The organism is Sorangium sp. So ce426, assembly GCF_051475585.1.
GTDB lineage: Bacteria > Myxococcota_A > Polyangia > Polyangiales > Polyangiaceae > Sorangium > Sorangium cellulosum_B.
Genome location: NZ_CP150341.1, coordinates 4,393,668 through 4,415,886 on the forward strand (window position 1 = coordinate 4,393,668; position 22,219 = coordinate 4,415,886).

The 22,219-nt window shown below is 71.1% G+C and carries 13 protein-coding genes; 10 read left to right on the top strand and 3 right to left on the bottom strand.

Features of this window, described 5'->3' with window-relative positions; all coding sequences use genetic code 11:
- Positions 1–185: 185 nt before the first annotated feature.
- From WMF44_RS16420 to WMF44_RS16430, 3 genes are all read left to right on the top strand, one after another.
- Positions 186–1,958: an FAD-binding protein gene (locus tag WMF44_RS16420; protein WP_437300050.1), complete on the top strand. Its 1,773-nt coding sequence runs from the start codon at positions 186–188 to the stop codon at positions 1,956–1,958.
- A 461-nt stretch (positions 1,959–2,419) separates the two neighbouring features.
- Positions 2,420–4,468 carry a rhamnogalacturonan lyase gene (locus WMF44_RS16425; protein ID WP_437300051.1) on the top strand — a complete coding sequence of 683 codons (2,049 nt, stop codon included), beginning with the start codon at positions 2,420–2,422 and terminating at the stop codon, positions 4,466–4,468.
- 267 nt (positions 4,469–4,735) lie between these two features.
- Positions 4,736–6,331, top strand: a complete 1,596-nt coding sequence (locus tag WMF44_RS16430) for a hypothetical protein (RefSeq protein ID WP_437300052.1) — start codon at positions 4,736–4,738, stop codon at positions 6,329–6,331.
- A 482-nt stretch (positions 6,332–6,813) separates the two neighbouring features.
- Here WMF44_RS16430 and WMF44_RS16435 read toward each other — a convergent pair whose 3' ends face one another.
- On the bottom strand, positions 6,814–8,010 hold the full coding sequence (locus WMF44_RS16435; protein ID WP_437300053.1) for a hypothetical protein: 1,197 nt from the start codon (positions 8,008–8,010) through the stop codon (positions 6,814–6,816).
- A 628-nt stretch (positions 8,011–8,638) separates the two neighbouring features.
- Between WMF44_RS16435 and WMF44_RS16440 the strand changes: the two genes are divergently transcribed.
- From WMF44_RS16440 to WMF44_RS16450, 3 genes are all read left to right on the top strand, one after another.
- A complete protein-coding gene (locus WMF44_RS16440; RefSeq protein ID WP_437300054.1) occupies positions 8,639–9,454 on the top strand; it encodes a class I SAM-dependent methyltransferase in 816 nt (271 codons plus the stop codon).
- An 83-nt stretch (positions 9,455–9,537) separates the two neighbouring features.
- The gene (locus WMF44_RS16445) at positions 9,538–10,497 is read left to right on the top strand and encodes a TauD/TfdA dioxygenase family protein (RefSeq protein WP_437300055.1); all 960 of its coding nucleotides are present in this window, start codon (positions 9,538–9,540) and stop codon (positions 10,495–10,497) included.
- A gap of 89 nt (positions 10,498–10,586) precedes the next feature.
- Positions 10,587–11,162 (top strand): c-type cytochrome, encoded by a 576-nt coding sequence (locus WMF44_RS16450; RefSeq protein ID WP_437300056.1) that lies wholly within the window; start codon positions 10,587–10,589, stop codon positions 11,160–11,162.
- Positions 11,163–11,250: 88 nt separating this feature from the next.
- On the opposite strand, the gene WMF44_RS16455 is transcribed toward WMF44_RS16450, so the two are convergent.
- The gene (locus WMF44_RS16455; protein WP_437300057.1) at positions 11,251–13,497 is read right to left on the bottom strand and encodes a hypothetical protein; all 2,247 of its coding nucleotides are present in this window, start codon (positions 13,495–13,497) and stop codon (positions 11,251–11,253) included.
- Positions 13,494–15,299, bottom strand: coding sequence for a hypothetical protein (locus WMF44_RS16460; RefSeq protein WP_437300058.1), 1,806 nt, complete (start codon positions 15,297–15,299; stop codon positions 13,494–13,496). Before WMF44_RS16460 ends, WMF44_RS16455 begins: the two co-directional genes overlap by 4 nt.
- 293 nt (positions 15,300–15,592) lie before the next feature.
- On the opposite strand from WMF44_RS16460, the gene WMF44_RS16465 reads away from it, so the two are divergent.
- From WMF44_RS16465 to WMF44_RS16480, 4 genes are all read left to right on the top strand, one after another.
- Positions 15,593–16,765 (top strand): ferritin-like domain-containing protein, encoded by a 1,173-nt coding sequence (locus WMF44_RS16465; RefSeq protein WP_437300059.1) that lies wholly within the window; start codon positions 15,593–15,595, stop codon positions 16,763–16,765.
- A gap of 324 nt (positions 16,766–17,089) precedes the next feature.
- Entirely contained in the window at positions 17,090–18,967 is a 1,878-nt protein-coding gene (locus WMF44_RS16470; RefSeq protein WP_437300060.1) for a c-type cytochrome, read from the top strand.
- 94 nt (positions 18,968–19,061) lie between these two features.
- The gene (locus WMF44_RS16475; protein ID WP_437300061.1) at positions 19,062–19,472 is read left to right on the top strand and encodes a VOC family protein; all 411 of its coding nucleotides are present in this window, start codon (positions 19,062–19,064) and stop codon (positions 19,470–19,472) included.
- Positions 19,473–19,980: 508 nt separating this feature from the next.
- Positions 19,981–21,891 carry a glycoside hydrolase family 2 protein gene (locus tag WMF44_RS16480; RefSeq protein WP_437300062.1) on the top strand — a complete coding sequence of 637 codons (1,911 nt, stop codon included), beginning with the start codon at positions 19,981–19,983 and terminating at the stop codon, positions 21,889–21,891.
- Positions 21,892–22,219 lie beyond the last annotated feature (328 nt).

Genomic DNA, 22,219 nt, shown 5'->3' on the forward strand with positions numbered 1-22,219 from the left:
GTGCGCCCGGAGCAGCACCTGGGCAGCAGCCCCTGGTGCCTCTTCAGCAACGAGGGCGCCGCCCGCCGGATCGACGCGGGGAAACGGGCCATGGCATGTCGGCTGCAATCGCAATCACAGCGAAGCGAAGTGAAGTGAAGTGGGGCGGACAAGGCAGCTGGCCTGAACAAGGGAGCCTTCCCATCATGAGCGAGGAACTGGAGCCTGAGGGCGAGGTCGGACGCGTCCTCGACGGGAGCGACACGCTGGCGCTGGAGGCCGACGTCCTGGTGCTGGGCGGCGGGCCCGCCGGGACCTGGGCCGCGCTCGCCGCGGCGGCGAAGGGCGCGCGCGTCGTGCTCGCGGACAAGGGGTATTGCGGCAGCAGCGGCGCCACGGCGCCCTCGGGGGTCGGCGTGTGGTACGTGCCCCCGGTCCCCGAGATGCGCGAGGCGGCCAAGGCCAGCCGAGAGGGGCTGGGCGGCTTCCTCGCGGACCGGGGCTGGATGGACCGCGTGCTCGACAGGACGTGGGCCAGCGTGAACGACCTCGCGACCTGGGGTTATCCGTTTCCTGTCGACGACAGCGGGCAGCCCGTCCGCCGCAGCCTGCAAGGCCCGGAGTACATGCGCCTCATGCGCAAGCGGGTGAAGCTCGCGGGCGTCCGCATCCTCGATCACAGCCCCGCGATCGAGCTCCTCGTCGACGCGAGCGGCGTGGTCGCCGGGGCGTCCGGCATCTGCCGGCAGCTCGGGCACAGGTGGGTGGTGAGGGCCGGGGCCGTGGTCATCGCCACCGGCGGCTGCGCGTTCCTGAGCAAGGCGCTCGGCACCAACGTCCTCACCGGCGACGGAGGGCTGATGGCCGCCGAGGCGGGCGCCGACATGTCAGGGATGGAGTTCTCCAACGCCTACGCGATCGCCCCGGCCTTCGCGTCGGTGACGAAGACCCTCTTCTACAACTGGGCGACGTTCTATTACGAGGACGGGCGCGTCATCGAGGGGGCCGGCTCGCAGCGCGGCCGGTCCGTGATCGCGGAGACCCTCCTCACGCAGCCGGTCTACGTCCAGCTCGACAAGGCCGACGAGGCGCTCCAGGCGTGGATGCGCACGGCCCAGCCGAACTTCTTCCTTCGCTTCGATCGCGCCGGCATCAACCCCTTCCGGCAGCGGTTCCCCGTCACGATGCGGTTCGAGGGCACCGTGCGCGGCACGGGCGGGATCCGCATCACCAGCCACGGCTGCGCCACATCGGCGCCGGGGCTCTACGCCGCTGGCGACGCCGCGACGCGAGAGCTCATCTGCGGCGGATTCACGGGCGGCGGCAGCCACAACGCTGCCTGGGCCATCTCCTCGGGCCAGTGGGCCGGCGAGGGAGCCGCCCTGTTCGCGCGCAGCGTCGGCCCGCGCGCCGGCCGGCGGGTCGTCGAGGGGGCCGGCCGCGCCGCGCTCCCGGCGGCGGGCGGGACGAGGCCGCTCGACGCGGAGGGGGTGATCCGGTCGGTGCAAGACGAGGTGTTCCCGTACGACAAGAACCTCTTCCGCACCGCGCGGGGGCTCGCGGCCTCGCTCGACAGGCTCGATGGGCTGTGGCGGGAGGTGCGGCAGGCCTCGCGGCGCGGCCGCGGCGGAGGCGCAGGCGCCATGATCGAGCTCGTCAGCGATGCCCGGTGCATCGGGTGCGATCTCTGCGTCGAGGTCTGCCCCACCGACGTGTTCGACCGCGTCCCGGGCGGCGCGCCGGTCATCGCCCGGCAGGGCGACTGCCAGACGTGCTTCATGTGCGAGGCCTACTGCCCTGTAGACGCGCTCTACGTGGCCCCGGAAGCGGAGCGGCCGGTCGCCGTGGACGAGGGACGCCTCGAGGCGTCCGGGCTGCTCGGGAGCTACCGGGCCGCGGTGGAGTGGGGTTCCCGGCGCAAGCCGGGCGCCGCCGCCGACCAGACATTCCGCGTCCTCACGGTCGCTCGGCAGACCTAGAACAACGATCACGTTGAAACCCGGAGAATTTTCACAGGGAGGCGGGGAGGAAGAAAAAAATGATTCTCTCCCTCTTGCCGTCTCTCGCTCCCCGCCTCCCCGCCTCCCTGTGAAATTCCTGCTTTTTCTCGTGGTTTCAACCCGTTTGTCGCTCTAGAGGCGCCGCGAGCGCCTCCGCGTGCTTTCACGGCAGGAGCCCCCATCCCCGCCACAACAGGTCTCGCGGCGAACCGTTCGAGCGCGAGCACCTGCTGCCCTGAAGGGGCTCGGGCCAGTCGGGCCCGTTGTCCTCAGGTGCGTGGCGGTAAATTTTCAACGCCCGAGAAATCGTGCGTCCCGTGCAATTCTCATGACTGACTTCGCCCTGCTCTCACAACCTGGGTGAGAAACGAGGCCACCATTCCGCTCACGGCCGGGAGGCGAGGCGCCGACCGGACGATGAGGGGCCGCGCGAGGTATGCATGAGACGACCTATTTTCTTGATTTGCTTTTCGCTCGCTGCCGCTCACCTGGCATGCGGATCGAGCGGTGAACCCGGAACCGGCTCGGACGGGGCCGGCGGGGAGGGCGCCGGGACGGGCGGCGGCGCGACAGGCGCGGCGTCCAGCGGCAGCGGCAGCGGCGCGGGCACCAGCGCCGCGTCCGGCAGCGGCGGCGCCGGGACCAGCGCCGCGACCGGCAGCGGCGGCGCCGGGACCAGCGCCGCGACCGGCAGCGGCGGCGCGGGCGCCGGCGGGCCGACGGGGTTCGCGCAGATGGAAGACCTCGACCGCGGCGTCGTGGCCGTGCCCACGGACGGCGGCACGTACGTGGGCTTTCGCCTGTTCGGCTACGACCCCGACGACATCGCGTTCAACGTCTACCGCGACGGCGCCAAGGTCAACGCCGCGCCGCTCGCGGACTCCACGAACCTCGTCGACCGCGGCGGCTCTCCGAGCTCGGTCTACACCGTGCGGCCCGTCGTCGGCGGCGTCGAGCAAGGCGAGTCGGAGTCCGCGCCCGTGTGGAAGGATGGATATCTGTCCATCCCGACGACGCCGCCGCCCGCGGGGGACGGCTACACGTACTCGAGCGGCGATGGCAGCGTGGGAGACGTGGACGGCGACGGGCGTTACGAGATCATCCTCAAGTGGGATCCGTCGAACCTCCAGGACAACTCGAAGGCCGGCCGCACCGGCAAGACCTACCTCGACGCTTACTCGCTCGACGGCAAGCGGCTCTGGCGCATCGATCTCGGCGTGAACATCCGGGCCGGAGCGCACTACTCGCCGTTCCTCGTGTACGATCTCGACGGCGACGGGAAGGCGGAGGTGGCCGTCAAGACGGCGCCGGGGACGCGCGATGGGAGGGGCGAGTACCTGAGCAAGGGGCCCGCGGCCGGCGATGACGATTCCAAGGATTACCGCAACAACGACGGCTATATCCTCACCGGCCCGGAGTACCTCACCGTGTTCGCCGGCGACACCGGCGCGGAGCTGGCCACGACCGAGTTCAAGGTCGGGCGCGGCGACCCGTGCAGCTGGGGCAACAACGAGTGTTACGGCAACCGCGTCGACCGCTTCGTCGGCACCATCGCGTTCCTCGACGACACGGGGCGCCCGAGCGTCGTGTTCGGGCGCGGCTACTACGCGCGCACCACGCTCTCGGCCTGGAACTACCGCGACGGCGCGCTCTCGAACCTCTGGACGTTCGACTCCAGCTCGAGCCGCGCCAACGAGGCGTTCGGCGGCAAGGGCTGCCACTCCATCAGCGTCGCGAACGTGGACGACGACCCGCAGCAGGAGATCATCAACGGCGGCGCCACGTTCGACGACGACGGCACGGGCCTCTGCGCGGTGGACTACTACGCTCACGGCGACGCGCTGCACGTCACGGATCACATCCCGTCGCGCCCTGGCCTCGAGGTGTTCCAGCCGTACGAGAGCGGCGACGCGCCCGCCTACGCCATGCGCGACGCCCGCACGTGCGAGGTCCTCTGGAAGGGGCCAGGCAACGGCGGCGAGGAGGGTCCTGGCCGGGGCGTGGCGGCGGACGTCGACCCGCGCAGCCCTGGCAGCGAGGCGTGGGTCAACAACAGCGAGCTGCTGCGCGGCTCGGACGGCGATGGCGTCGGGAGCCGCCCTGCGTCGAGCAACTTCCTCATCTGGTGGGACGCGGACCTGAGCCGGGAGCTCCTCGACGGCAACGGCATCCGCCAGGCCGACGGCCAAGGGGGGAACTTCACGGCCGCCGGGTGTGCCTCGAACAACGGCACGAAGAGCACGCCGACGCTCAGCGCCGACATCCTGGGCGACTGGCGTGAAGAGGTGATCTTCCGCTGCGGCGATTCCATCCGCATCTTCACCACGAACCAGGTCGCGACGAACCGGATCTACACCCTGATGCACGATCCGCAGTACCGCGTTGCCATCTCGTGGCAGAACGGCGCCTACAACCAGCCGCCTCACCCGAGCTTCCATATCGGGGAGGGGATGGCCGCGGCGCCGAAGCCGGATATCCACGTCCGCTGAGACACCGGCGCTGGCGGGTCGCCTCGCTCGACTCGACATCTGAAGCCGACGGCCTGGCCACCGAGTCAACTCGCGTCGAAAGGGCCGCCCTCACTGCACAGTCTGCATGTGATCGTTCACAAGTTTATAAATACACGAGCACAGTACGTTCGTTAACACCGTTGACGAAGCTCGCGTGGCGCTGGTAGAGTTGTGTTACCTGCCCGAGGCGAGGCGGGTTGCGCCTGACGGACTGAGCCTAACGGCCTGAGAGCCTGAGAGAGCGACATGCGATTTATCGACCAGCACCAGGTGTCTGCAACCGATCTCCGTACGCCCCGGCGGGGCCTGGCCACGCTCGCCGCGCTGGCCGCGTTGTTGCTCGGCGCGTGCGCCGGTGACGATGGCAACTCGTTGAGCGGCGCGTCGGAGGGCGGCGCGGGAGGACCCGACGCGACGGGCGGGACGGGCGGCGCGGGCTCGCAATCGAGCGTGAACTCAGGCTCTGGCGCGGGCACCGGCGCGGGCTCGCAGGCGAGCACGGGCGCGGATTCGGGCTCGGGCTCGGGCTCGGGCGCGGGCACTGGAGGCGCCGGTGTCGGCGGCGGTCCGGAGGACCATCCTGCGTACGACCACTGCGTGAGCGGGTACATGCCTCACCCGAGCGACTCGGATCCCAACATGAAGGATGGCCCGGCGGAGTTCTATCCGCCCGGCAACAACAGTCCGGACATCGTCGATACGACGGTGCAGCCCCAGGTCCTGGACTGGATGTATGAAAACAGGTGGCAGGACGCTCACGTCGAGTGGCACGCGATCCGCGCCTGCAACTTCGGGGGCGCCGGGAGCAAGGTCGGCATCTGCAAATTCAAGCAGCTGGTCCCGAAGGATCAGAACTGTCAGTCCGCCGGCGACGGTTATCAGTTCCTTGTGTTTCACCGCCACATGATCCAGGCGTTGAAGCAGCTCTGGCCCAAGCATAGCGAGCAGTTCGAGGGCTTCACCAAGTTCCCGACCAAGGCGGAAGACGTGCCGCCCCAGTGGCGCTCCGCGTGGAAGAACTGGGACTCGGCCGCCCTCGAAGCCGGGAAGATCGGCGATGAGATCGACAAGCCCGAGAACCTCGCGAGGTTCAAGGACGAAGGCGAGCTCGGCTTCTGGCTTCAGTGCAACGTGGGGCAGAAGCTGGCGGGGGCGACCAACATGCCGTGGGTTGGGCTCCACTTCGTGCTGCACGCCAAGTGGGCGCGGCCGGGCAACACGACGCACGGTGTGAACAACACCAACGCGAACATCGACAACTACATGTTCTGGAAGCTCCACGGCTGGATCGACAACGTGTGGGAGAAGTACCGGCGCGCCAAGGGGATGTTGCCGACGGACAAGAAGTTGACGGACGATCTCGTCGCGCAGTGCCGCGAGATGGATACCGAGATCAAGATCATCAAGGAGAACCTGGACCCCGAGGATGTCAGGGATCCCAATGCGCCTTTGCCGGACGAGTCCGGATACTTCCACGAGAAGGTGCGGCCCATCTTCGAGAGCGCGACGAACCTGTGCAGCGGCTGTCACGCCGAGTCGGGCCCCAACGCGGGGCTGTCGCTCGGTGGCCGACTCAGCTCCAAGGAGATCGTCGACGGTCTGGTCAACGTGGCCTCCCGCGGCGGCGGCCAGTTCAAGCTCGTCGTCCCGGGCGACCCCGACAATAGCTGGCTCTACCTCAAGGCTTCCGGCAAGGCGGAGGGCGCGGGGTGCCAGCAGTCCTCCACGGCGCAGTGCATCTCGGGCGTGATGCCGCCCAGCACGGGGGGGCCGACCGTCAGCGCGACGCAGCTCGAGATCTTGCGCAAGTGGATCGCGGACGGCGCCCCGGGACCGACCTGATCCTGGCGAACGCTTGAGGTCGGCGGGAATCCGAGCTGCCGGCCTCGCGGCATTCGGGGCTCGGGGGGCGCGATCGGTGCCCTCCGCCCCGCCCCGCTCCGTACCCCGAGGCGTCAGAGGATGCCCGGGGCGCTCCGACTCCCTCCTGGCATCCCGAACATCGATTCCGTTGCTCGCCCCGTGGCATAGGCGTTAACCACGCTTCGCGCCGCGTTCTCCTACATCCTAACGTTTACGTTTACGTGAACGTGGTCGTGGTCGTTTACGGCTTACCGTTGACGTCCACGACCACGACCACGTCCAACTCCACGTCCACGTAAACGTTCATGTTCACGTTGACGTCGGTGACCGATGGTGGGGGGAGCGGGCTTCGTGCCCTGAGCGTGACCGAACAAGCTTGGTTGCCGCCTGTGAGGCGACCTGGGGCGGGCAGCTCGGCACTACCTTGCACGCAACCGGAGACGGACCTGGGCCAGGCCGTACTAGGGTCCAGGCGGAGGGTAGGTCTCCTTCATCTCCTGGATCCAGCGCGAGACCACTTCCACGCCCGTCTCGTCGACCTTGTGCGTCCCGATGCGCGGCATCTGCCCTTCGAAGCCGCGGAGCACCTGGCGGGCGACAAGCAAGCTGCGCGACGGGTCCCCCGGCCGGATGTCGTACCAGTTGGCCGGGTCGGGGTTCGTGAGGCCCTCGTACTTCGCGTTTTCCGCGGGGCGCTTGTTGATGGCCGTCCGGGCGGCGTCCGTGGCCATCACTTCGCCGAGCTCGCCCGCCTCGAGCCGCAGGTACAGGCCCGTATCGTGGGCCGCCGCCTCGGGCAGGTCGTTGTGACAGCTCACGCCGCAGTTGGCGTGCAGGTAGCCGAGCGCCTGGCGCTCCACCTCGTTGCCAGGAATCGTGAGGGCGAGATGGCTCGCGTCCGCGATCACCCCGAGCTCGACCAGCGTGTCGGCCGAGATCCCCTGGGCCCCAGCGCCGAGCATCAGCGCGTCCCAGCCGAGGACGTAATCGGCGCGTCCGACGTGGCACTCCTTGCACTGATCGCGGTTCGGCACCGTGTGGCCGGTGCCGTAGAGATCGGTCACGCCGAAATCGTTCTGCATCTGGATCGCCTGCTTCTCGTCCTCGGACCACACATAGCTCGTGTAGACCCAGCCGGCGGCCGTCTTGCGCAGGAGGCGAGTCTCCGCGAGGCGCTGCGCGCCGCCCGCGCCCGTCACGCTGAACTCCTTCCAGAACTGCGTCCCCTCGGGGTAGATGAACGCGTCCGGATTGCTCGTGTCCACCTGCTGCCCTTTCGGAATCGACACGAAGCGCCGCTTCTCGGCGCCGTCGCTCCAGAGCTCCACGGCAGGCTTGTACTCGAGCACACCGCACGCGAGCTCGCGCTGATCGAAGTTTCCGTAAAGCCCCGTACAGCGCAGGTCCACCGGCAGCACGCCGTCGAGCGGCGCAGCGCACTCCACGTCGGTGGGCATCGCGAACTCTGCGCAGCTCGCGCCCCCAGCGCCGCCTGCGCCGCCTGCGCCGCTCGTCTGCGCGGCCGATCCGCCGCTGCCCACCGTGGCGCCCGACCCCCCTTCGCCCTCGGGCTGCGCCGGCCCGCCGCCCGAGCTACATCCCGCCGCGAGCAGCAGCGCGCCGACGAGTGAACCGTTCCTCACGACATGAAAAAGCATGCGCGCAGTCTGCCACAGGAGAGGAGCGCTTGGGAGCGTGGAGTCGCGCCTTCGCCATGCCGCATCGCGCATCGCCCCCGCGCCGCGCGCTTCATCCGGTCACCGGTCGTCCGCGTTCGCAGGGATGTGAACGTCGATCAATCGACGATCGGCCGGACAGAAGCGGTGGGGCCGACAGAGCCCGATGAGGGCAGGGCGCCCTCTGAAACAGGTGAACCTATCGAATGGTCCACCCTTGCTGTACACCGCGCGTCCAGCGCCGGATCGTTCCCGGCCTGGACACCCCGCATGGCCTGTCCGCCGCGCTCTTGAGCCGCTCCGGCGCCATGCTCGCGCGGGCGCGGTGCGGCCTCGGCAGCAGGCGCTGCTGACCGCGATGCTCGCGCGGGCGCGGTGCGGCCTCGGCAGCAGGCGCTGCTGACCGCGTGCTCGTGACGCAGCACCAGGCGCGCGATGTCCGGCCGAAGCGCGTGGAAATGCCTGGCACGGCGCGTGCGATACGCCGACGCCGACGACGGCGCGCCGCCCGAGCCCGCGGCGGCGCGCCGCCCGGGCCCGCGGTGGCGCGCCGCCCGGGCCGTCACCCCGCCGAGCGCGCCCGAAAACAACCTTTTCACGGAGCCGTCGCATGAGTGGTCTCAGTCTCGTTTTCGATACGCCCCAGCTCGCGCAGGACTACGAGGTGCGCAGCGCCGATCGGCAGTTCCGCCATGGAAAGCGGCTGATCGCCGAGATCGGCGTCCGCCCCGGCGATCACGTGCTCGACGTCGGCAGCGGGACCGGGCTGCTCGCGGAGCACGTGGCGGGCCTCGTCGGGCCGACAGGGAAGGTGCTCGGGATCGATCCGCTGCCGCTGCGCGTGGAGATCGCCCAGCAGAAGGCGAAGGCGAACCTCTCCTTCCAGGTCGGCAACGCCTACGCGCTCGACGGGCTCCCCTCCGGCAGCTTCGATGTCGTGTACCTCAACGCCGTCTTCCACTGGCTCCCCGAGAAGACCGAGCCGCTGCGGCAGATCCACCGCCTGCTCAAGCCGGGGGGCCGGATCGGGCTCACCACGGGCGCGAAGGATCACCCGAACCGCCTGCAGGCCATCAAGCGGGAGGTGCTCTCGCGCGAGCCCTACGCGCGTTATCCGGAGTCCCGGGATGGGACGCCCCACTGGGTCACCGCCGTGGAGCTCGCCGGGCTGCTCGGGGGCGCCGGCTTCACCGTGCAGAAGATCGAGGCCCAGGAGAACGTGCACCATCAGCCGGACGGGCGCGCCGCCATCGCCTTCTCCCAGGCGAGCTCGTTCGGCAACTTCCTCGGCCACCTGCCCGAGTCGCTGCGCAGCCAGGCCATCGAGGACATCCAGCGCGAGCTCGAGGCCTTCCGGACGCCCGAGGGCATCCGGCTCGAGGGGAAGCGCCTCTTCGCCATCGCACACAAACCGGCGTCGCACTGAGCTGACAGGTCGATAGCCGACCACCACACAGCGACGCCATCCAAGCACCCTTTTCGCTTTCTCTGCCACGAGGAGAACTCCGCATGAGCGCTACACAGAACCAGAGCAACAACGTCCTCGAGATCGTCCCCGTCGCTGGCCGGATCGGCGCGGAGGTGCGCGGCGTGCGCCTCAGCGCCGATCTCGACGCCGCCACCGTGAGCGAGATCCGGAAGGCCTGGCTGCGACACAAGGTCATCTTCTTCAGGGGCCAGCACCACCTCGACGACGCCTCGCAGGAGGCGCTCACCACGCTGTTCGGCGCCAAGCCCGTCGCGCACCCGACGGTGCCCGTGGTCAATGGCACCGAAACCATCCACGAGCTCGACTCGCGGGAGGGCGGGCGCGCGAACTCCTGGCACACCGACGTCACGTTCGTGGACGCCTACCCGAGGGCCTCGATCCTCCGGGCGCTCGTGATCCCGGCGTACGGCGGCGATACCGTCTGGGCCAACACGGTCGCCGCGTACCAGGATCTGCCGCCCGCGCTGCGCGCGCTCGCGGACACGCTGTGGGCGGTCCACAGCAACGAGTACGACTACCAGGCGCGGAAGCCGAACTCGTCGGCGGACGACGTGCGGCGCTATCAGGAGGTGTTCACGTCGACCGTGTACGAGACCGAGCACCCCGTCGTGCGCGTCCACCCGGAGACCGGGGAGCGGTCGCTCGTGCTCGGCCACTTCGTCAAGCGGCTGCTCGGCGTCTCGTCCCACGACTCGGCGCACCTCTTCCAGGTGCTCCAGGAGCACGTCACGCGCCTCGAGAACACCGTCCGCTGGCGCTGGGCCGCGGGCGACGTGGCGATCTGGGACAACCGCGCCACGCAGCACTACGCGATCAACGACTACGGCGATCAGATCCGCGTGGTGCGCCGCGTGACGGTGGACGGGGACGCGCCCGTCAGCATCGACGGCCGGCGCAGCGTCACCCGCAAGAAGGCGCCGCGCGCCTCCCCCGCGAGGAGCGAGAGCGCCGCGGTCGCCGTGGCCACGGCGACGGCGTAGCCGCGCCGAGCCGAGGCGCGCCCGCGGGCGTCAGGGGATCCTTGACGGCCGCGGACGTGTGCGCTTCACCTGCGGCGGAGGAGCACCCCGTGGGTCCAGCAAGCAAGCGCGACGACGCTCGAGACGGAGCGCAGAGCACGGCGCACGTCGTGGTGATCATGCTGATCGTGGCCTTCGGCGTGCTCGCGCTGCCGTGGATGGTCCTCCGGAAGCTGGACGCCCGGACGCCGACGGGCGGCGTGGCGGCCTCCGGCGTCCCGGCCGAGGACCTCGCCCAGGGCGGCAAGATCTATTATCGCTCGTGCGCCAACTGTCACCAGGCCAGGGGGGAGGGGAAGCCGGGACGTTATCCGCCCCTCACCGGGTCGTCATGGCTGATCGAGGACAAGGAGACGCCGATCCGGATCACGCTGCTCGGCGCCGCCGGCCCGATGGAGGTGAACGGCGCGCTCTACAACGACGTGATGCCCAACCTCGGCGTCACGCTGTCGGACGAGGACGTCGCGCTGGTGCTCACCTACGTCCGGTCGAGCTGGGGGAACAGCGCGCCCGCCATCACACGGGACGAGGTCGCGAAGGTGCGCGCCTCGCTGGGAGACCGGATGGAGCCGTGGGCCGGCGGCGCGGCGCTGTCGGCGGCGCGGGAGACGCGCGTCCTGCCCTGAGGCGCGCAGGCGAGCGGGGCCGGCTGCGGCGGCGGCGCTTCCAGGCGGGGCTGGCTGCGGCGGCGGCGCTTCCAGGCGAGAGGGGCGGTCACTCCCGCACGGGCTCCTGCAGATCCACCCCGAAGTGCTCGCGGTAGCCCCGCCGCGCGGCCTCGCGCAGCTCGTCGTCGCCGCGGCTGACCTGCTCCTCGAACGCCCGCGCGTACGTCTCGGGATCGACCTGCCGCGCGCCGAAGCGCAGCTTCCTCCCGGCGAGCGTCTCGAGGACGAGCGTGGCCACCCGGTGCTCGGCACCGCCGCGGGCCACGACGCCGAAGGGGAACAGGTGCACGAGCGTGAGCTGCGGCGGCGCGTCGCCGGCCGTCATCTCGGCGATGTACGCGGAGAGCTCGCGGCTCACGCGGTCCTGCGCCTCGTCGGAGAAGCCGGCGAGCAGCTCGGTCACCGCCGGCGAGAGGGGCAGGTGAGGGCCGTCGATCTGGTGCTGGAGCTCGTGCCGCTCGGTGCCGGCGAGCACGGCCCGCTCGAGCGTGGAGCCCAGGCGCCCGCGCAGCTTCGCGAGCGCGGCGTCGCAGCGCGCGAGGGCGCCGGCGCGAGCGCCGTCCGCGCCGTCCGCCGCCGCGTGGCACGTCGCGCCCTCCTGATCGAACCGCTCGGCATAGGACCGGACCTCGGAGCCGACGACGAGCGCGAAGGGATCCTGGTCGCGCGAGAAGCCGAGGTGGACACGGCGCTCGTCCGTCATCGGCTCCACGAGCAGCGTCGCGAAGCGGTCGTCGCCGACGCGGTAGGCGTGGACCTCCTTGACCCGGTAAGGCGTCGTGTAGAAGCGCCGCGTGGCGCCGTCGGCCGAGACGCTGAGATTGACGGCCGCGTCGAGGTAGTACCCGAGCCCGGAGCGTCGCGCCGCGTCGTTGGCCTCGGCGACGAGCCGGCCGAACGCGCGGCCGGAGAGCTCGAGATCGTCCACCTGAGCGGCCAGCGTCGCGAGCGCCGCGGCGACGTCCTTGCCGTCGGGCTGCGCCCTGGCGACCGCGAGCATCTCGCGGCCGCGCGCCCTGGTCAGCACCTGCGCCTCCGCGCCCGTGCCCTGCGCGCGTCCGCTGCGCGCGTGTGCGTCGCGGGCGATGCGCGCGCGCTCCCAGCTCGGCAAGAGCTCGCCGTACACCCTGTCCCATTCGGCCGTGGGCGCGACGAGCCTCCAGTCGACGCCCTTCGGCGCGGGGCGGCCGAGCACGAGCAGGGCGCCCAGCAGCGCGGCGACCGAGGCCGCGGCCGCGCCCGCCGCCACGATCGGCCGGGCGCCGCCCGCGCTGGCCCCGATGCCTGGCTCCAGCTCGGCTTCGGGCACCATCACGCCGAGCGCGAGCACCTCGATCGCGGAGGCGAGCGCCGCCACGACCGCGGCGAGCAGGAGCGCGAAGAAGGCGACGGTGCCCGCCTCGACGCCCCAGCCGCCCGAGAGGAACGCGCGGTACACGAAGAGCAGCATGAGGCCCGGCATGGCCCACACGGCCGCGATCGCGAGGCCCGGGTGCTCGCGCCGGGGCACGCTGCGCGCGTGCGCGAGGCCGAGCAGGGCGATCGCGAGCGGGCCGAGCACGAAGAGCAGGACCATGCCGTAGCCGAGCTGGAAGCGGGCGTCGGGCAGCGTCGCGACGAGCACGGCCGCGCGCGCGATCGTCTGCGCGGGGATCTCGCCGCGGGACGGCCAGAGGTAGAAGACGAGCGCCGCGGCGAGCGACGCGATGAGCAGCGCGCTGCCGCCCCTGCGCGCCCTGGCGTGGAAGCGCAGCACCACGCCCGCCGCGGTGAACGCGAAGACCGCGAGGAACGGGGCCGGCCGCGTCAGCAGGCTGTCCGGCAGCGGCAGCATGTCCCACGCGGAGCTCCGGCGGCCGATCCACACGGCGACGTTCACGGCCACGAACGCGGCGAGCACGGCGATCGCGCGCGACGTCGGCCGCTCGACGAGCAGGCCCGCGCGCCGCTCGGTGCGCGCGCCGAGGAAGAGCAGCCACAGGCCGGCGATCGCGGGCGCGAGCGCGGCGACCTGGGCGGCGGGCGCGAGCTCGGGGAGCACGCTCCACACGAAGATCCCGTGGCCGTAGGCGACCTCGTACGGCACCAGCGCCGACAGCGCGAGCGCGAGGCCGCTCCACAGGCAACGCGCGTGGAGGCGCTCGGCCGACATGCGGTAGAACATCGCGGTCGCGGCGCTCTCCTCGCCGGGAGGAGCGGCGTCCGGCGGCGGGGCGCCGGCGTTCTGCGGCGGGGCGCCGGCGTTCTGCGGGGCGCCGGCGCCGTGCTGCGGCGGGAGGAGGGGCGCGGTCACGGGTCGACCGCCGCGCTCGCGATGCGCGAGATCGACCGCTTCTGCGGGAACACCGGGTCGCGGTACCGCACCTCGAACAGCACGCGCTTCCCATCGGCGGAGAACCGCGGCACCCGCTCCGTCGCGGAGCCCACCGTCAACTTCTTGATCTCGCCCGTGGAGAGCGCCAGCACCGCGATGTCCGTACCGCCCGCGCCCCGCGTCTCGAACGCGACGCGCGCGGCGTCGGGCGAGAACGCGGGCCACGAAGCCCCGCCCGGGGCCGCGTACACCTTCCGGCGCCACGTCGCCGTGTCGATGACCGCGATCCCCGGCTCGTCGCCGTCGACGACGCACACGATCTTCGTCCCGTCGCTCGATGCCGCCGGGTTGCGCAGATCCTCCCCGGGCTTCGCGCGGAACGGGCGCTCGATCGACAGCGGCTGCTTGCCCACGTCGACCACCGCGAGGTGCGGCGCGTCGCCCTCCGACGCGTCGGGCACGTAGACGAACGCGAGCCTCGTCTCGTCGAGCCACGCGAACCCGCCGAGCGACTCATTCTCGGTGTGGAGGCCGAACACCTCCTTGCCGCCGTCGGTGTCGAGCACCATCAGATCGGCCTGCGCGTCCGCCTCCGGGCGATCGTAGACCGCCACGAACCTGCCGCCGGGCGCGAGCTTCGGGTCGACGAAGCGGTGCTCCGGATCGACGCGCACGCGCTTGCTCTGCCCGGATCGGTCGACGACCGTGATGGTCTTCGCCCAGCCGAAGAAGTCCTCCACCAGCGCGACCCGGTCGCCGTCGCGCTGCGACGACGGGTACGAGTACACGTGATAACCCCTCCACATCGGCTTGACCGCGCCGGGATCCGTCGTGGGGACGGCCGGTTGAGCGAGCGGCCGCCACTCGACCGTCTCCAGCGCTTCGCTGCGGGCGAGGTCCCTGGACCTCACCGAGTGGAACACCGAGACGTCGGCCGTCTTGACGAAATAACCGCCCTCGGCGGTGCCCACGAGCAGGTCCTCCGCCGCCTGGGGCGACAGGAAGGTCACGCGCCCCTGCTCCTCGGCCTCGATCTCCTTCGCGCGGGCGACGTACGCGCCGGCGGCCCGGTCGAGGTTCGCGGCGCGGTCCTTCACGAACCTGCGCGCCGACGAAAGCCGCTCCAGCAGCTTGATGTCCGATCCCTCCGTGATCTCGCGCACCGAGGGGTGGTCCATGAGCTGCGCGATCACCGCGTCGAGCGCCTGGGACGCCATGGAGTTCGCGAGCAGCGCCATGGCGCGGTCCTTCTTCGTCGCCCCGGAGTAGCCGCGGATCCGCCGCTCGGTCGACGTGCCCTTGTCGAGGAACGTGAGCGTCACCGGCGCGTCGACCCGGAGCTCGAAGTAACCCTCCTTGATCGGGTGCTCCACGATCTCGGGCGCGAGGCGCGCCTCGATGATGAAGCCGGCGCCGAGCGCCTTCGCGGCCTCCTTCGGGTCCTTGGCGCTCTCGAGCGCCTTCATCACCTTCGGATCGCCGCCCTTCACGGGATCGAACCCGAGCTCCGCGAGGTGCTCGCCGAGCTCGTCGGCCAGCCTCGCCGCGGGCTGCGATCCTTCCCACCAGGTCCCGTCGAGATCGATCGCCACGAGGATGCGCAGCGGATCGGTCGCCGTCATCGAGCGGAAGGCGAGGAGGCCCGCCGCCGCGATCACGAGGCCGAGCACCGCGAAGACCGGCCAGAGCCTCCGCTTCGGCACGAGCGCCGCGAGCGACTCCGGCGGTTCGGGCTCGGGGGCGGGGGGCTGCGCGTCGGTCGGATGTCGAGGCTCCTCCATGGAAGGGGACGTGCCCTATCCGCGAGAGGGCGTAAAGCTGCGTGAGCGTGGCGTGGGCGAAGGGAGCTGGCCAGGTCGCCCGGGAGTCCGCGGCTCTCACCGCCAGTCTGGCGACGCTGCATGAACAGGAGTGGAGAGCTCGGCCTGAGGAGGGGCCCCGCCTTCGGGCCCGCCACCCCCATGACTGCCCGACCATACTCTGCCGGCGCGGGGGCTCGAAGTTGGCTTGAATTCGGGGGAGGCATGCGCCGTGCAAGTGCGTCCGGACCTGCTCTTCATCAACGAGGTGTCTGATGAATGCCGCCCATGCCTTTCGCCGCACGCTTGCCCATCGCCTCTTCGCCCTGCTCGCGCTCCCCGCTGCGGCGGGCGCGGCCGGCTGCACCACGACCTATAGCAGCTGTCCCGACGATCCCGAGCCCGTGTCCAAGGTGGCCTGTTTCGCATGGCCGCAGGACGATGCGAGCAGCCTCGGAGATGCTGGCGGTGAGGGGGGAGCCGGGGGCGGCGGAGGTGCCGGCGGGAGCGAGCCTGTCGCGTGCCCCTCGCGGCCGGAGGCGCAGGAAATCCTGAATCAGACCGGCTTCGGATCGCACAGCGTCAAGAGCGATGGAGCCTTGCAGGACGGCCAGTGCTGCTATCAGGCGTACTTCATCCCGATGTGCGAGGGGCGCCCGTACCTCGTCGAGGAGGCGGCGCGGACAGCGCCGTTCGTCCGCGCCCGCGGCAGCGCCGGGTGGGGCGCGGCGGAGGCCGTCGCGCCGCGGATCGATCATCTCACCGCGGATCTGCGGGCGGCGCTGGCCACGGCGTGGACGCGCGACGCGCTCTTCGAGCATGCGTCCGTGGCCTCGTTCGGCCGCTTCGCGCTCGAGCTGCTCGCCGCGGGTGCGCCGGCCGATCTCGTGGAGGAGGCGCACCGCGCGGCGCTCGACGAGGCCCGCCACGCGCGCCTCTGCTTCGCCCTCGCGAGCGCCTATGCGGGCGAGGCGATCGCGCCCGGCGCGTTTCCCTTCGACGGGCGGGTGGAGGTCGAGTCGGATCTCGCGTCGATCGCGGCGCGCGCCGCGAAGGAGGGCTGCATCGGAGAGACCATCGCGGCGGTTGTCGCGGCCGAGGAGCTCGGCGCCGCGGAGGACCCGGCGGTGCGGAGCGCGCTCGCGATCATCGCGGCGGACGAGGCGCGGCACGCGGAGCTCGCGTGGGGCACCGTGGCGTGGGCGATCCGCGCGGGCGGCGAGCGGGTGCGCGCGGCGGTGGAAGAGGTGTTCGCGGGGCTCGGGCGCGCCGAGCTCGGGGGAGGCGACAGCGCGGGAGGCGCGCAGCTCGCGGCGCACGGGCGGTTCGGCGCCGCGGCGCGCGGCGAGGCGGCCGCGCGCGCGATCGAGGAGATCGTGCGGCCGGCGTCGAGGTTGCTCCTGGCGGGGCGCCCGGATGGAGCGGCCCAGAGCGCGATGATGGCTTGAGGGGAGGGGCCCTCCAGTCGCCTTGTCCACGCGAGACGCTCCCTAACTGCCATGAAGGGCGAGGCGCCAGCCTGAACGCCGCGTGTGGAACGGCGGCAACACCTGGCCTTTTCAGCGTATACATTTTGCGTCTTCCAGCACGATTCCGGCAGCCGGAAGTCTGTGCCCTGGGCGCGACCGCGCATCCTGCTGCATGGATGCGCCCCCTGAGCTCGGCACGCCCGCAGCGATCTCGCTCATTTCGAGGAGAGGTGGTGTCGTCAGAGGTTCGACCCACGAACCCGGCAGCCTTCTTGCACAGCCGCGCCGGTCGCAGGAGGCGCAATGAAAGCTTTATCCGGAGCGGGGCTCACCTCGCTCGTCGCCATGATCACGGCTATCGCCGGGTGCAAGGTGCTCGACGGCTGGAACGAACTCCCGTACTACGAGACCCCAGGCTTCACGGAGTCCGAGACGTACGATCCGCCCCCCAACGTCTCCGCGGTGCCGCCTCCCCCGATCAGCGGCGGGACGCTCCTCGTGACCGCCGACAAGGCGCTCGCCATCGCGGCGGATCCGGACCGCGACAGGATCGCCATCGTCGACCTCGGCACGTTCGAGGTGGACGCCATCCTCCCTCTGGAGAAGGACGACGAGCCCGGGCGCGTGGCCGAGGGGGCGGCTGGCTCCGTTCATGTGGCGCTCCGCCGCGGGGGCGCGGTGATCATGATCGATCTCGCGACCAGGGAGATGCACCGCAGGCCCGTTTGCCCCGCGCCCCGCGGGCTCGCGTACGACGCCGCGACAGACCTGCTCCACGTCGCGTGCGCGGGAGGCGAGCTCGTGACGCTCTCCTCGGATGTCACGGCCCCGCCGGTCCGCGAGCTCCGCCTCGACCGCGATCTGCGCGACGTGATCGTCGAGGGGGACTCGCTCCTCGTGAGCCGCTTCCGGTCCGCCGAGCTCCTGGTGATCGCGAAGGACGGGACCGTGGCCGAGCGCATCAGGCCGCTCGCGTACATCCCGGGTGAGCTGTACGGCGACGAGAGCGACACGCGCGCGTTCGAGCCGGCGGTGGCGTGGAGGACGGTCCCGCTGCCTGGGGGCGGTGTGGCCATGGTGCACCAGCGCGCCATCGTCACGCCCGTCGACGCCGTGGGGGCCGGCCGCTACTACTCGAAGGATTGCAGGCGGCGCTTGATCCACACGGCGGTGACCGTCACGCGACCGTTGCCCAGCGAGGGGCATCCGTGGGAGCCCGTGCTGTCCAGACATGGTGTGGGCAGCATCGGGGTGGGGCTGCTCCCGGTCGACATCGCGGTGTCGCCGGATGGGCTCAGCGCGGCGATCGTGCAGGCGGGCAGCCGCGATGTCGTCGAGACGCCGCTCGAGACCCTCGAGCGGGAGGACGGGATCGAAACCTGCGCGCTCGCCCCCGACCAGCGCCGCCTCTTCGTCGGCTCCAGCGGCGAGCCCATCGCCGCCGGCTACGACGGAGAGAGAAACCTGCTCGTGCAGGTACGGGAGCCGCCGAGCATCCTGCGCTTCGGGGCCCTCAGCGGCGAGAAGCTCGGCACGCTCGAGCTTCCCGGTGAGAGCCGGCTCGACGACTCCCATGCCCTCTTCCATGGCGACCGCGGCGGAGCCCTCTCCGTCACATGCGCGTCCTGCCATCCGGAGGGGCATGAAGATGGTCGGGTATGGAACTTCCAACCCACCGGACCGCGCCGCACGCAATCGGTCGCAGGCGGTGTCCTCGCGACGATGCCGCTGCACTGGGACGGTGGCCTGGTGGACTTCAGGGGCTTCATGGAGGAGGTGCTCGAGAAGCGGATGGGCGGCTCGCTTCCGGACCGCGAGCGCCTCGACGCGTTCGCGGAGTGGCTCGACACGATCAAGGCCCTGCCCCGGTCGAAGCCGGCGGACGAGGACGCCGTCGAGCGCGGCAAGTGGCTCCTCAACGACCCGACCCTGGGATGCACGACGTGCCATTCCGGCAGGAAGCTCACGAACAACGAGACGGTCGACGTGGGCACGGGCCAGCCCTTCCAGGTGCCCTCGCTGCACGGGCTCGCGGCGCGCGCCCCGTACATGCACGACGGCTGCGCCGCGACGCTCCACGACCGCTTCGGCCCGTGCGGCGGAGGGGACCGGCACGGCGTCACCTCGGCGCTCACGCCGGCCCAGATCGACGATCTCGTGGCGTACCTCGAGACGCTCTGACGCGATGGCTTTCGGCCCGCGCCGGGCGTCCCCCTGCGCAGCCGCGAAGCGCCCTGGCTTGGGGGCGACGTGCCCTGCAGCTAGACTGCATCGCATGTCGGACCTGCTCGTCAACATCGATGTTCCGGCGCTCGAGCCTGCCATCGCGTTCTACACGCGTGCGTTCGGCCTGCGCGTCGGGCGGCGCTTGGGTGCCTCCGCGGTCGAGCTCCTCGGCGCGGCGGCGCCCATCTACCTCCTGGCGAAGCCGACCGGCAGCGAGCCAGCCGCCGGTGCGTCTCCGCGCGACTACCGGCGGCACTGGACGCCGGTCCACCTCGATTTCGTCGTCGACGATCTCGAGGCCGCCGCGCGCCGCGCGCTGGAGGCAGGCGCGGTCCCCGAAGCCGATATCGAGGTGGCGGCGTGGGGGCGCATGCTCCGCCTGGCCGATCCCTTCGGCCACGGCGTCTGCCTTCTTCAGTTCAGCGGCCGCGGTTACGACGAGATCGCCACGCCCGGCTGAGCGCGCCGCCCGGCGCCGAGGTGGAGGGAAGAGCCTCCACTGCTGGCGGGTCCGAGCGCCAGCGCGAGCCTCGCACGACCGGCATCGTCGGCGCCAGCTCCTCGGGCGACACGTTCCTCCGCCTCTTCGACCTGAGCTCCGGGTCGCCCGTGCAGGTGGCCACGTCGCGGCGCTCTCGGCCTACTACACCTTCCGCGCCGGCTGCGTCGGCAATGCCTCGTGCACTGCGACGGTGGCCGTCTACGCCGAGTGAGGCTCGACCAGCTCGCGGCAAGCAGCTTCCCTGTCAGATCCAGCGCACCGCTCGAGGCTACTTGCCCGCTTGCCGCCGGGCCCGCTCGGAACGCCGGAATTCGCGGACTCATGGAGAGACGTCGATTGTCCGGTATTCGCGCGTCGATGAAGTCTGCGCCACCGCGCCGATCAAAACCCGCGCTGGCGGCATGGCGTGACGCCTGAGGCGCTGTAAGGTCTGCCCCGCCGTACAGCCAAGGAAGCACCTCGAAGGATGAATCACCCGTCCGTCGCCGCCGAGCCGTCCCCCGGAGCAGACCTCTCCTTCGCCGGCGGGCGCGCGCATGGCTACCCGCGGCCTCAGCTCCGGCGCGCCGGGTGGGAATCACTCAACGGTGCGTGGAGCTTCGCGCTCGATCCCGAGGCGCGCTTCCGGGGGCCAGCCGACGTCGCCTGGGAGGGCGTCATCGAGGTCCCCTTCGCGCCGGAGACCCCGCGGAGCGGCGTATGCGCGCGCGGCCTCTTCCGCGCCGCCTGGTACCGGCGCACCATCGCGGTGCCGGAGCTCCGCGGCGGAGAGCGGCTGATGCTGCACTTCGGAGCCGTCGACTACGACGCGACCGTCTGGATCGCGGGGAGCCGCGCGGCGCATCATGCCGGCGGCTACACCCCCTTCAGCGTCGACATCACCGACCTCGTCGGCTCGGCGCGCGCCGTCGAGATCGTCGTGCGCGCGGAGGACGATCCGCTCGACCTCGCCAAGCCGCGCGGCAAGCAGGACTGGCAGCTCGAACCGCACTCCATCTGGTACCCGCGCACGACCGGCATCTGGCAGACGGTGTGGATGGAGCGCGTGCCCGCGAGCTCGATCGCGGCGCTCCGCTGGCAGTCGAGCCTCGACCGATGGGAGCTCGATTTCTACGCCCGGCTCGGCGGCGAGCGCCGGGACGGGCTGCGGCTGCGCCTGCGCCTCACCGCGAACGGCGCGCTGCTCGCCGAGGACAGCTATGCCGTGGTGCTCGGCGAGGTCCACCGCCGGATCGCGCTCTCCGATCCGGGCATCGACGACTCGCGCAATCAGCTGCTCTGGAGCCCGGAGTCACCCACGCTCATCGACGCCGAGATCGAGCTCGTCACCCGCGACGGCGAGACGATCGATCGCGTGCACAGCTACACAGCGCTCCGATCCGTCGCGGTGCAGGGCGATCGCGTGCTGCTCAACGGGCGGCCCATCGCGCTCCGGATGGTGCTCGATCAGGGCTACTGGCCCGAGACCGGGATGACCGCGCCCGACGACGACGCGCTCCGGCGCGACGTCGAGCTCACGCGCGCCATGGGGTTCAACGGCGCACGCAAGCACCAGAAGATCGAGGATCCGCGCTATCTCTACTGGGCCGATCGGCTGGGCTTGCTCGTGTGGGAGGAGATGCCGAGCGCTTACCGCTTCACGCCCCTCTCGATAGAGCGCCTGACGCGCGAGTGGACGGAGGCGATCAACCGCGATTTCAGCCATCCGTGCGTCATCGCCTGGGTGCCCTTCAACGAGTCCTGGGGCGTGCCCAACTTGCCGGACAGCGCGCGCGAGCGGCACGCGGTCAAGGCGCTCTATCACCTCACCAAGACGCTCGACCCGACGCGCCCGGTGATCGGCAACGACGGCTGGGAGGCCGTGGCCACCGACATCATCGGTATTCATGACTACGACCCGGATCCGGCCCGGATCGCCCAGCGCTACGACGGCGGCGAGTCTCGCCCGCGGCTCTTCCGGCGCGAGCGCCCCGGCGGCCGCGTGCTCGTGCTCGACGGCCACTCGCGCAAGCAGGAGCACCCGATCGTGCTCTCGGAGATGGGCGGTATCGCGCTCCGCCGCCCCGGCACGTGGGGATACACCTCCGCCGACAACCCAGCAGCGCTGGAGCGGGCGTACGAGCGCCTCCTCGCCGTGGTGCGCGCGACACCGCTGCTCGCAGGCTTCTGCTACACGCAGCTCACCGATACCTACCAGGAGGCCAACGGGCTGCTGTACGCCGATCGGACGCCGAAATTCCTGATCGACGCCATCGCCGCCGCCACGCGCGGCCGGGCCGCCGGGCAGGCGCACCCCGACCCGATGGAGCTCGCGGAGTGCGCCGGCCCGCGCCAGGAAGGCATCATCATGGACGAGGTGATCGCCGGGGAGGAGTGATGTTCAAACGGAGCCTCGCCAAACCGGGCGGCTGAGAGGCGGCCGAGCTCCGCGACGGAGGTGGCCCTCGGGCGATCGAGCGGGCAATCTTCGGCGGCGCGGTGGTGATCCTCGCGAAGCGCGGATCCGGTTGCGCCGTGGCCGGGCGCGTTGCGCGGGTGTACGACGCCCGATCCGGGTTCACCCCGAGGGTGCTCGTCCCGATGGCGTGAGCGCTCGCTCGCGAGCTCTGCTGTTCGTGACACGTAACTCCTGTTAGGTACGTTCCTTGTATTGCCCCTCCCGGGCGGCACGCTCGTGCACATCAGCCGCGCCGCGGCCGCCACCG

Bases quoted from the DNA above. Each gene is read 5' to 3' on its own strand.
- WMF44_RS16420 (WP_437300050.1), top strand. From the start codon at position 186: ATGAGCGAGGAACTGGAGCCTGAGGGCGAGGTCGGACGCGTCCTCGAC.
- WMF44_RS16425 (WP_437300051.1), top strand. From the start codon at position 2,420: ATGAGACGACCTATTTTCTTGATTTGCTTTTCGCTCGCTGCCGCTCAC.
- WMF44_RS16430 (WP_437300052.1), top strand. From the start codon at position 4,736: ATGCGATTTATCGACCAGCACCAGGTGTCTGCAACCGATCTCCGTACG.
- WMF44_RS16435 (WP_437300053.1), bottom strand. From the start codon at position 8,010: ATGCTTTTTCATGTCGTGAGGAACGGTTCACTCGTCGGCGCGCTGCTG.
- WMF44_RS16440 (WP_437300054.1), top strand. From the start codon at position 8,639: ATGAGTGGTCTCAGTCTCGTTTTCGATACGCCCCAGCTCGCGCAGGAC.
- WMF44_RS16445 (WP_437300055.1), top strand. From the start codon at position 9,538: ATGAGCGCTACACAGAACCAGAGCAACAACGTCCTCGAGATCGTCCCC.
- WMF44_RS16460 (WP_437300058.1), bottom strand. From the start codon at position 15,299: ATGGAGGAGCCTCGACATCCGACCGACGCGCAGCCCCCCGCCCCCGAG.
- WMF44_RS16465 (WP_437300059.1), top strand. From the start codon at position 15,593: ATGAATGCCGCCCATGCCTTTCGCCGCACGCTTGCCCATCGCCTCTTC.
- WMF44_RS16470 (WP_437300060.1), top strand. From the start codon at position 17,090: ATGAAAGCTTTATCCGGAGCGGGGCTCACCTCGCTCGTCGCCATGATC.
- WMF44_RS16475 (WP_437300061.1), top strand. From the start codon at position 19,062: ATGTCGGACCTGCTCGTCAACATCGATGTTCCGGCGCTCGAGCCTGCC.
- WMF44_RS16480 (WP_437300062.1), top strand. From the start codon at position 19,981: ATGAATCACCCGTCCGTCGCCGCCGAGCCGTCCCCCGGAGCAGACCTC.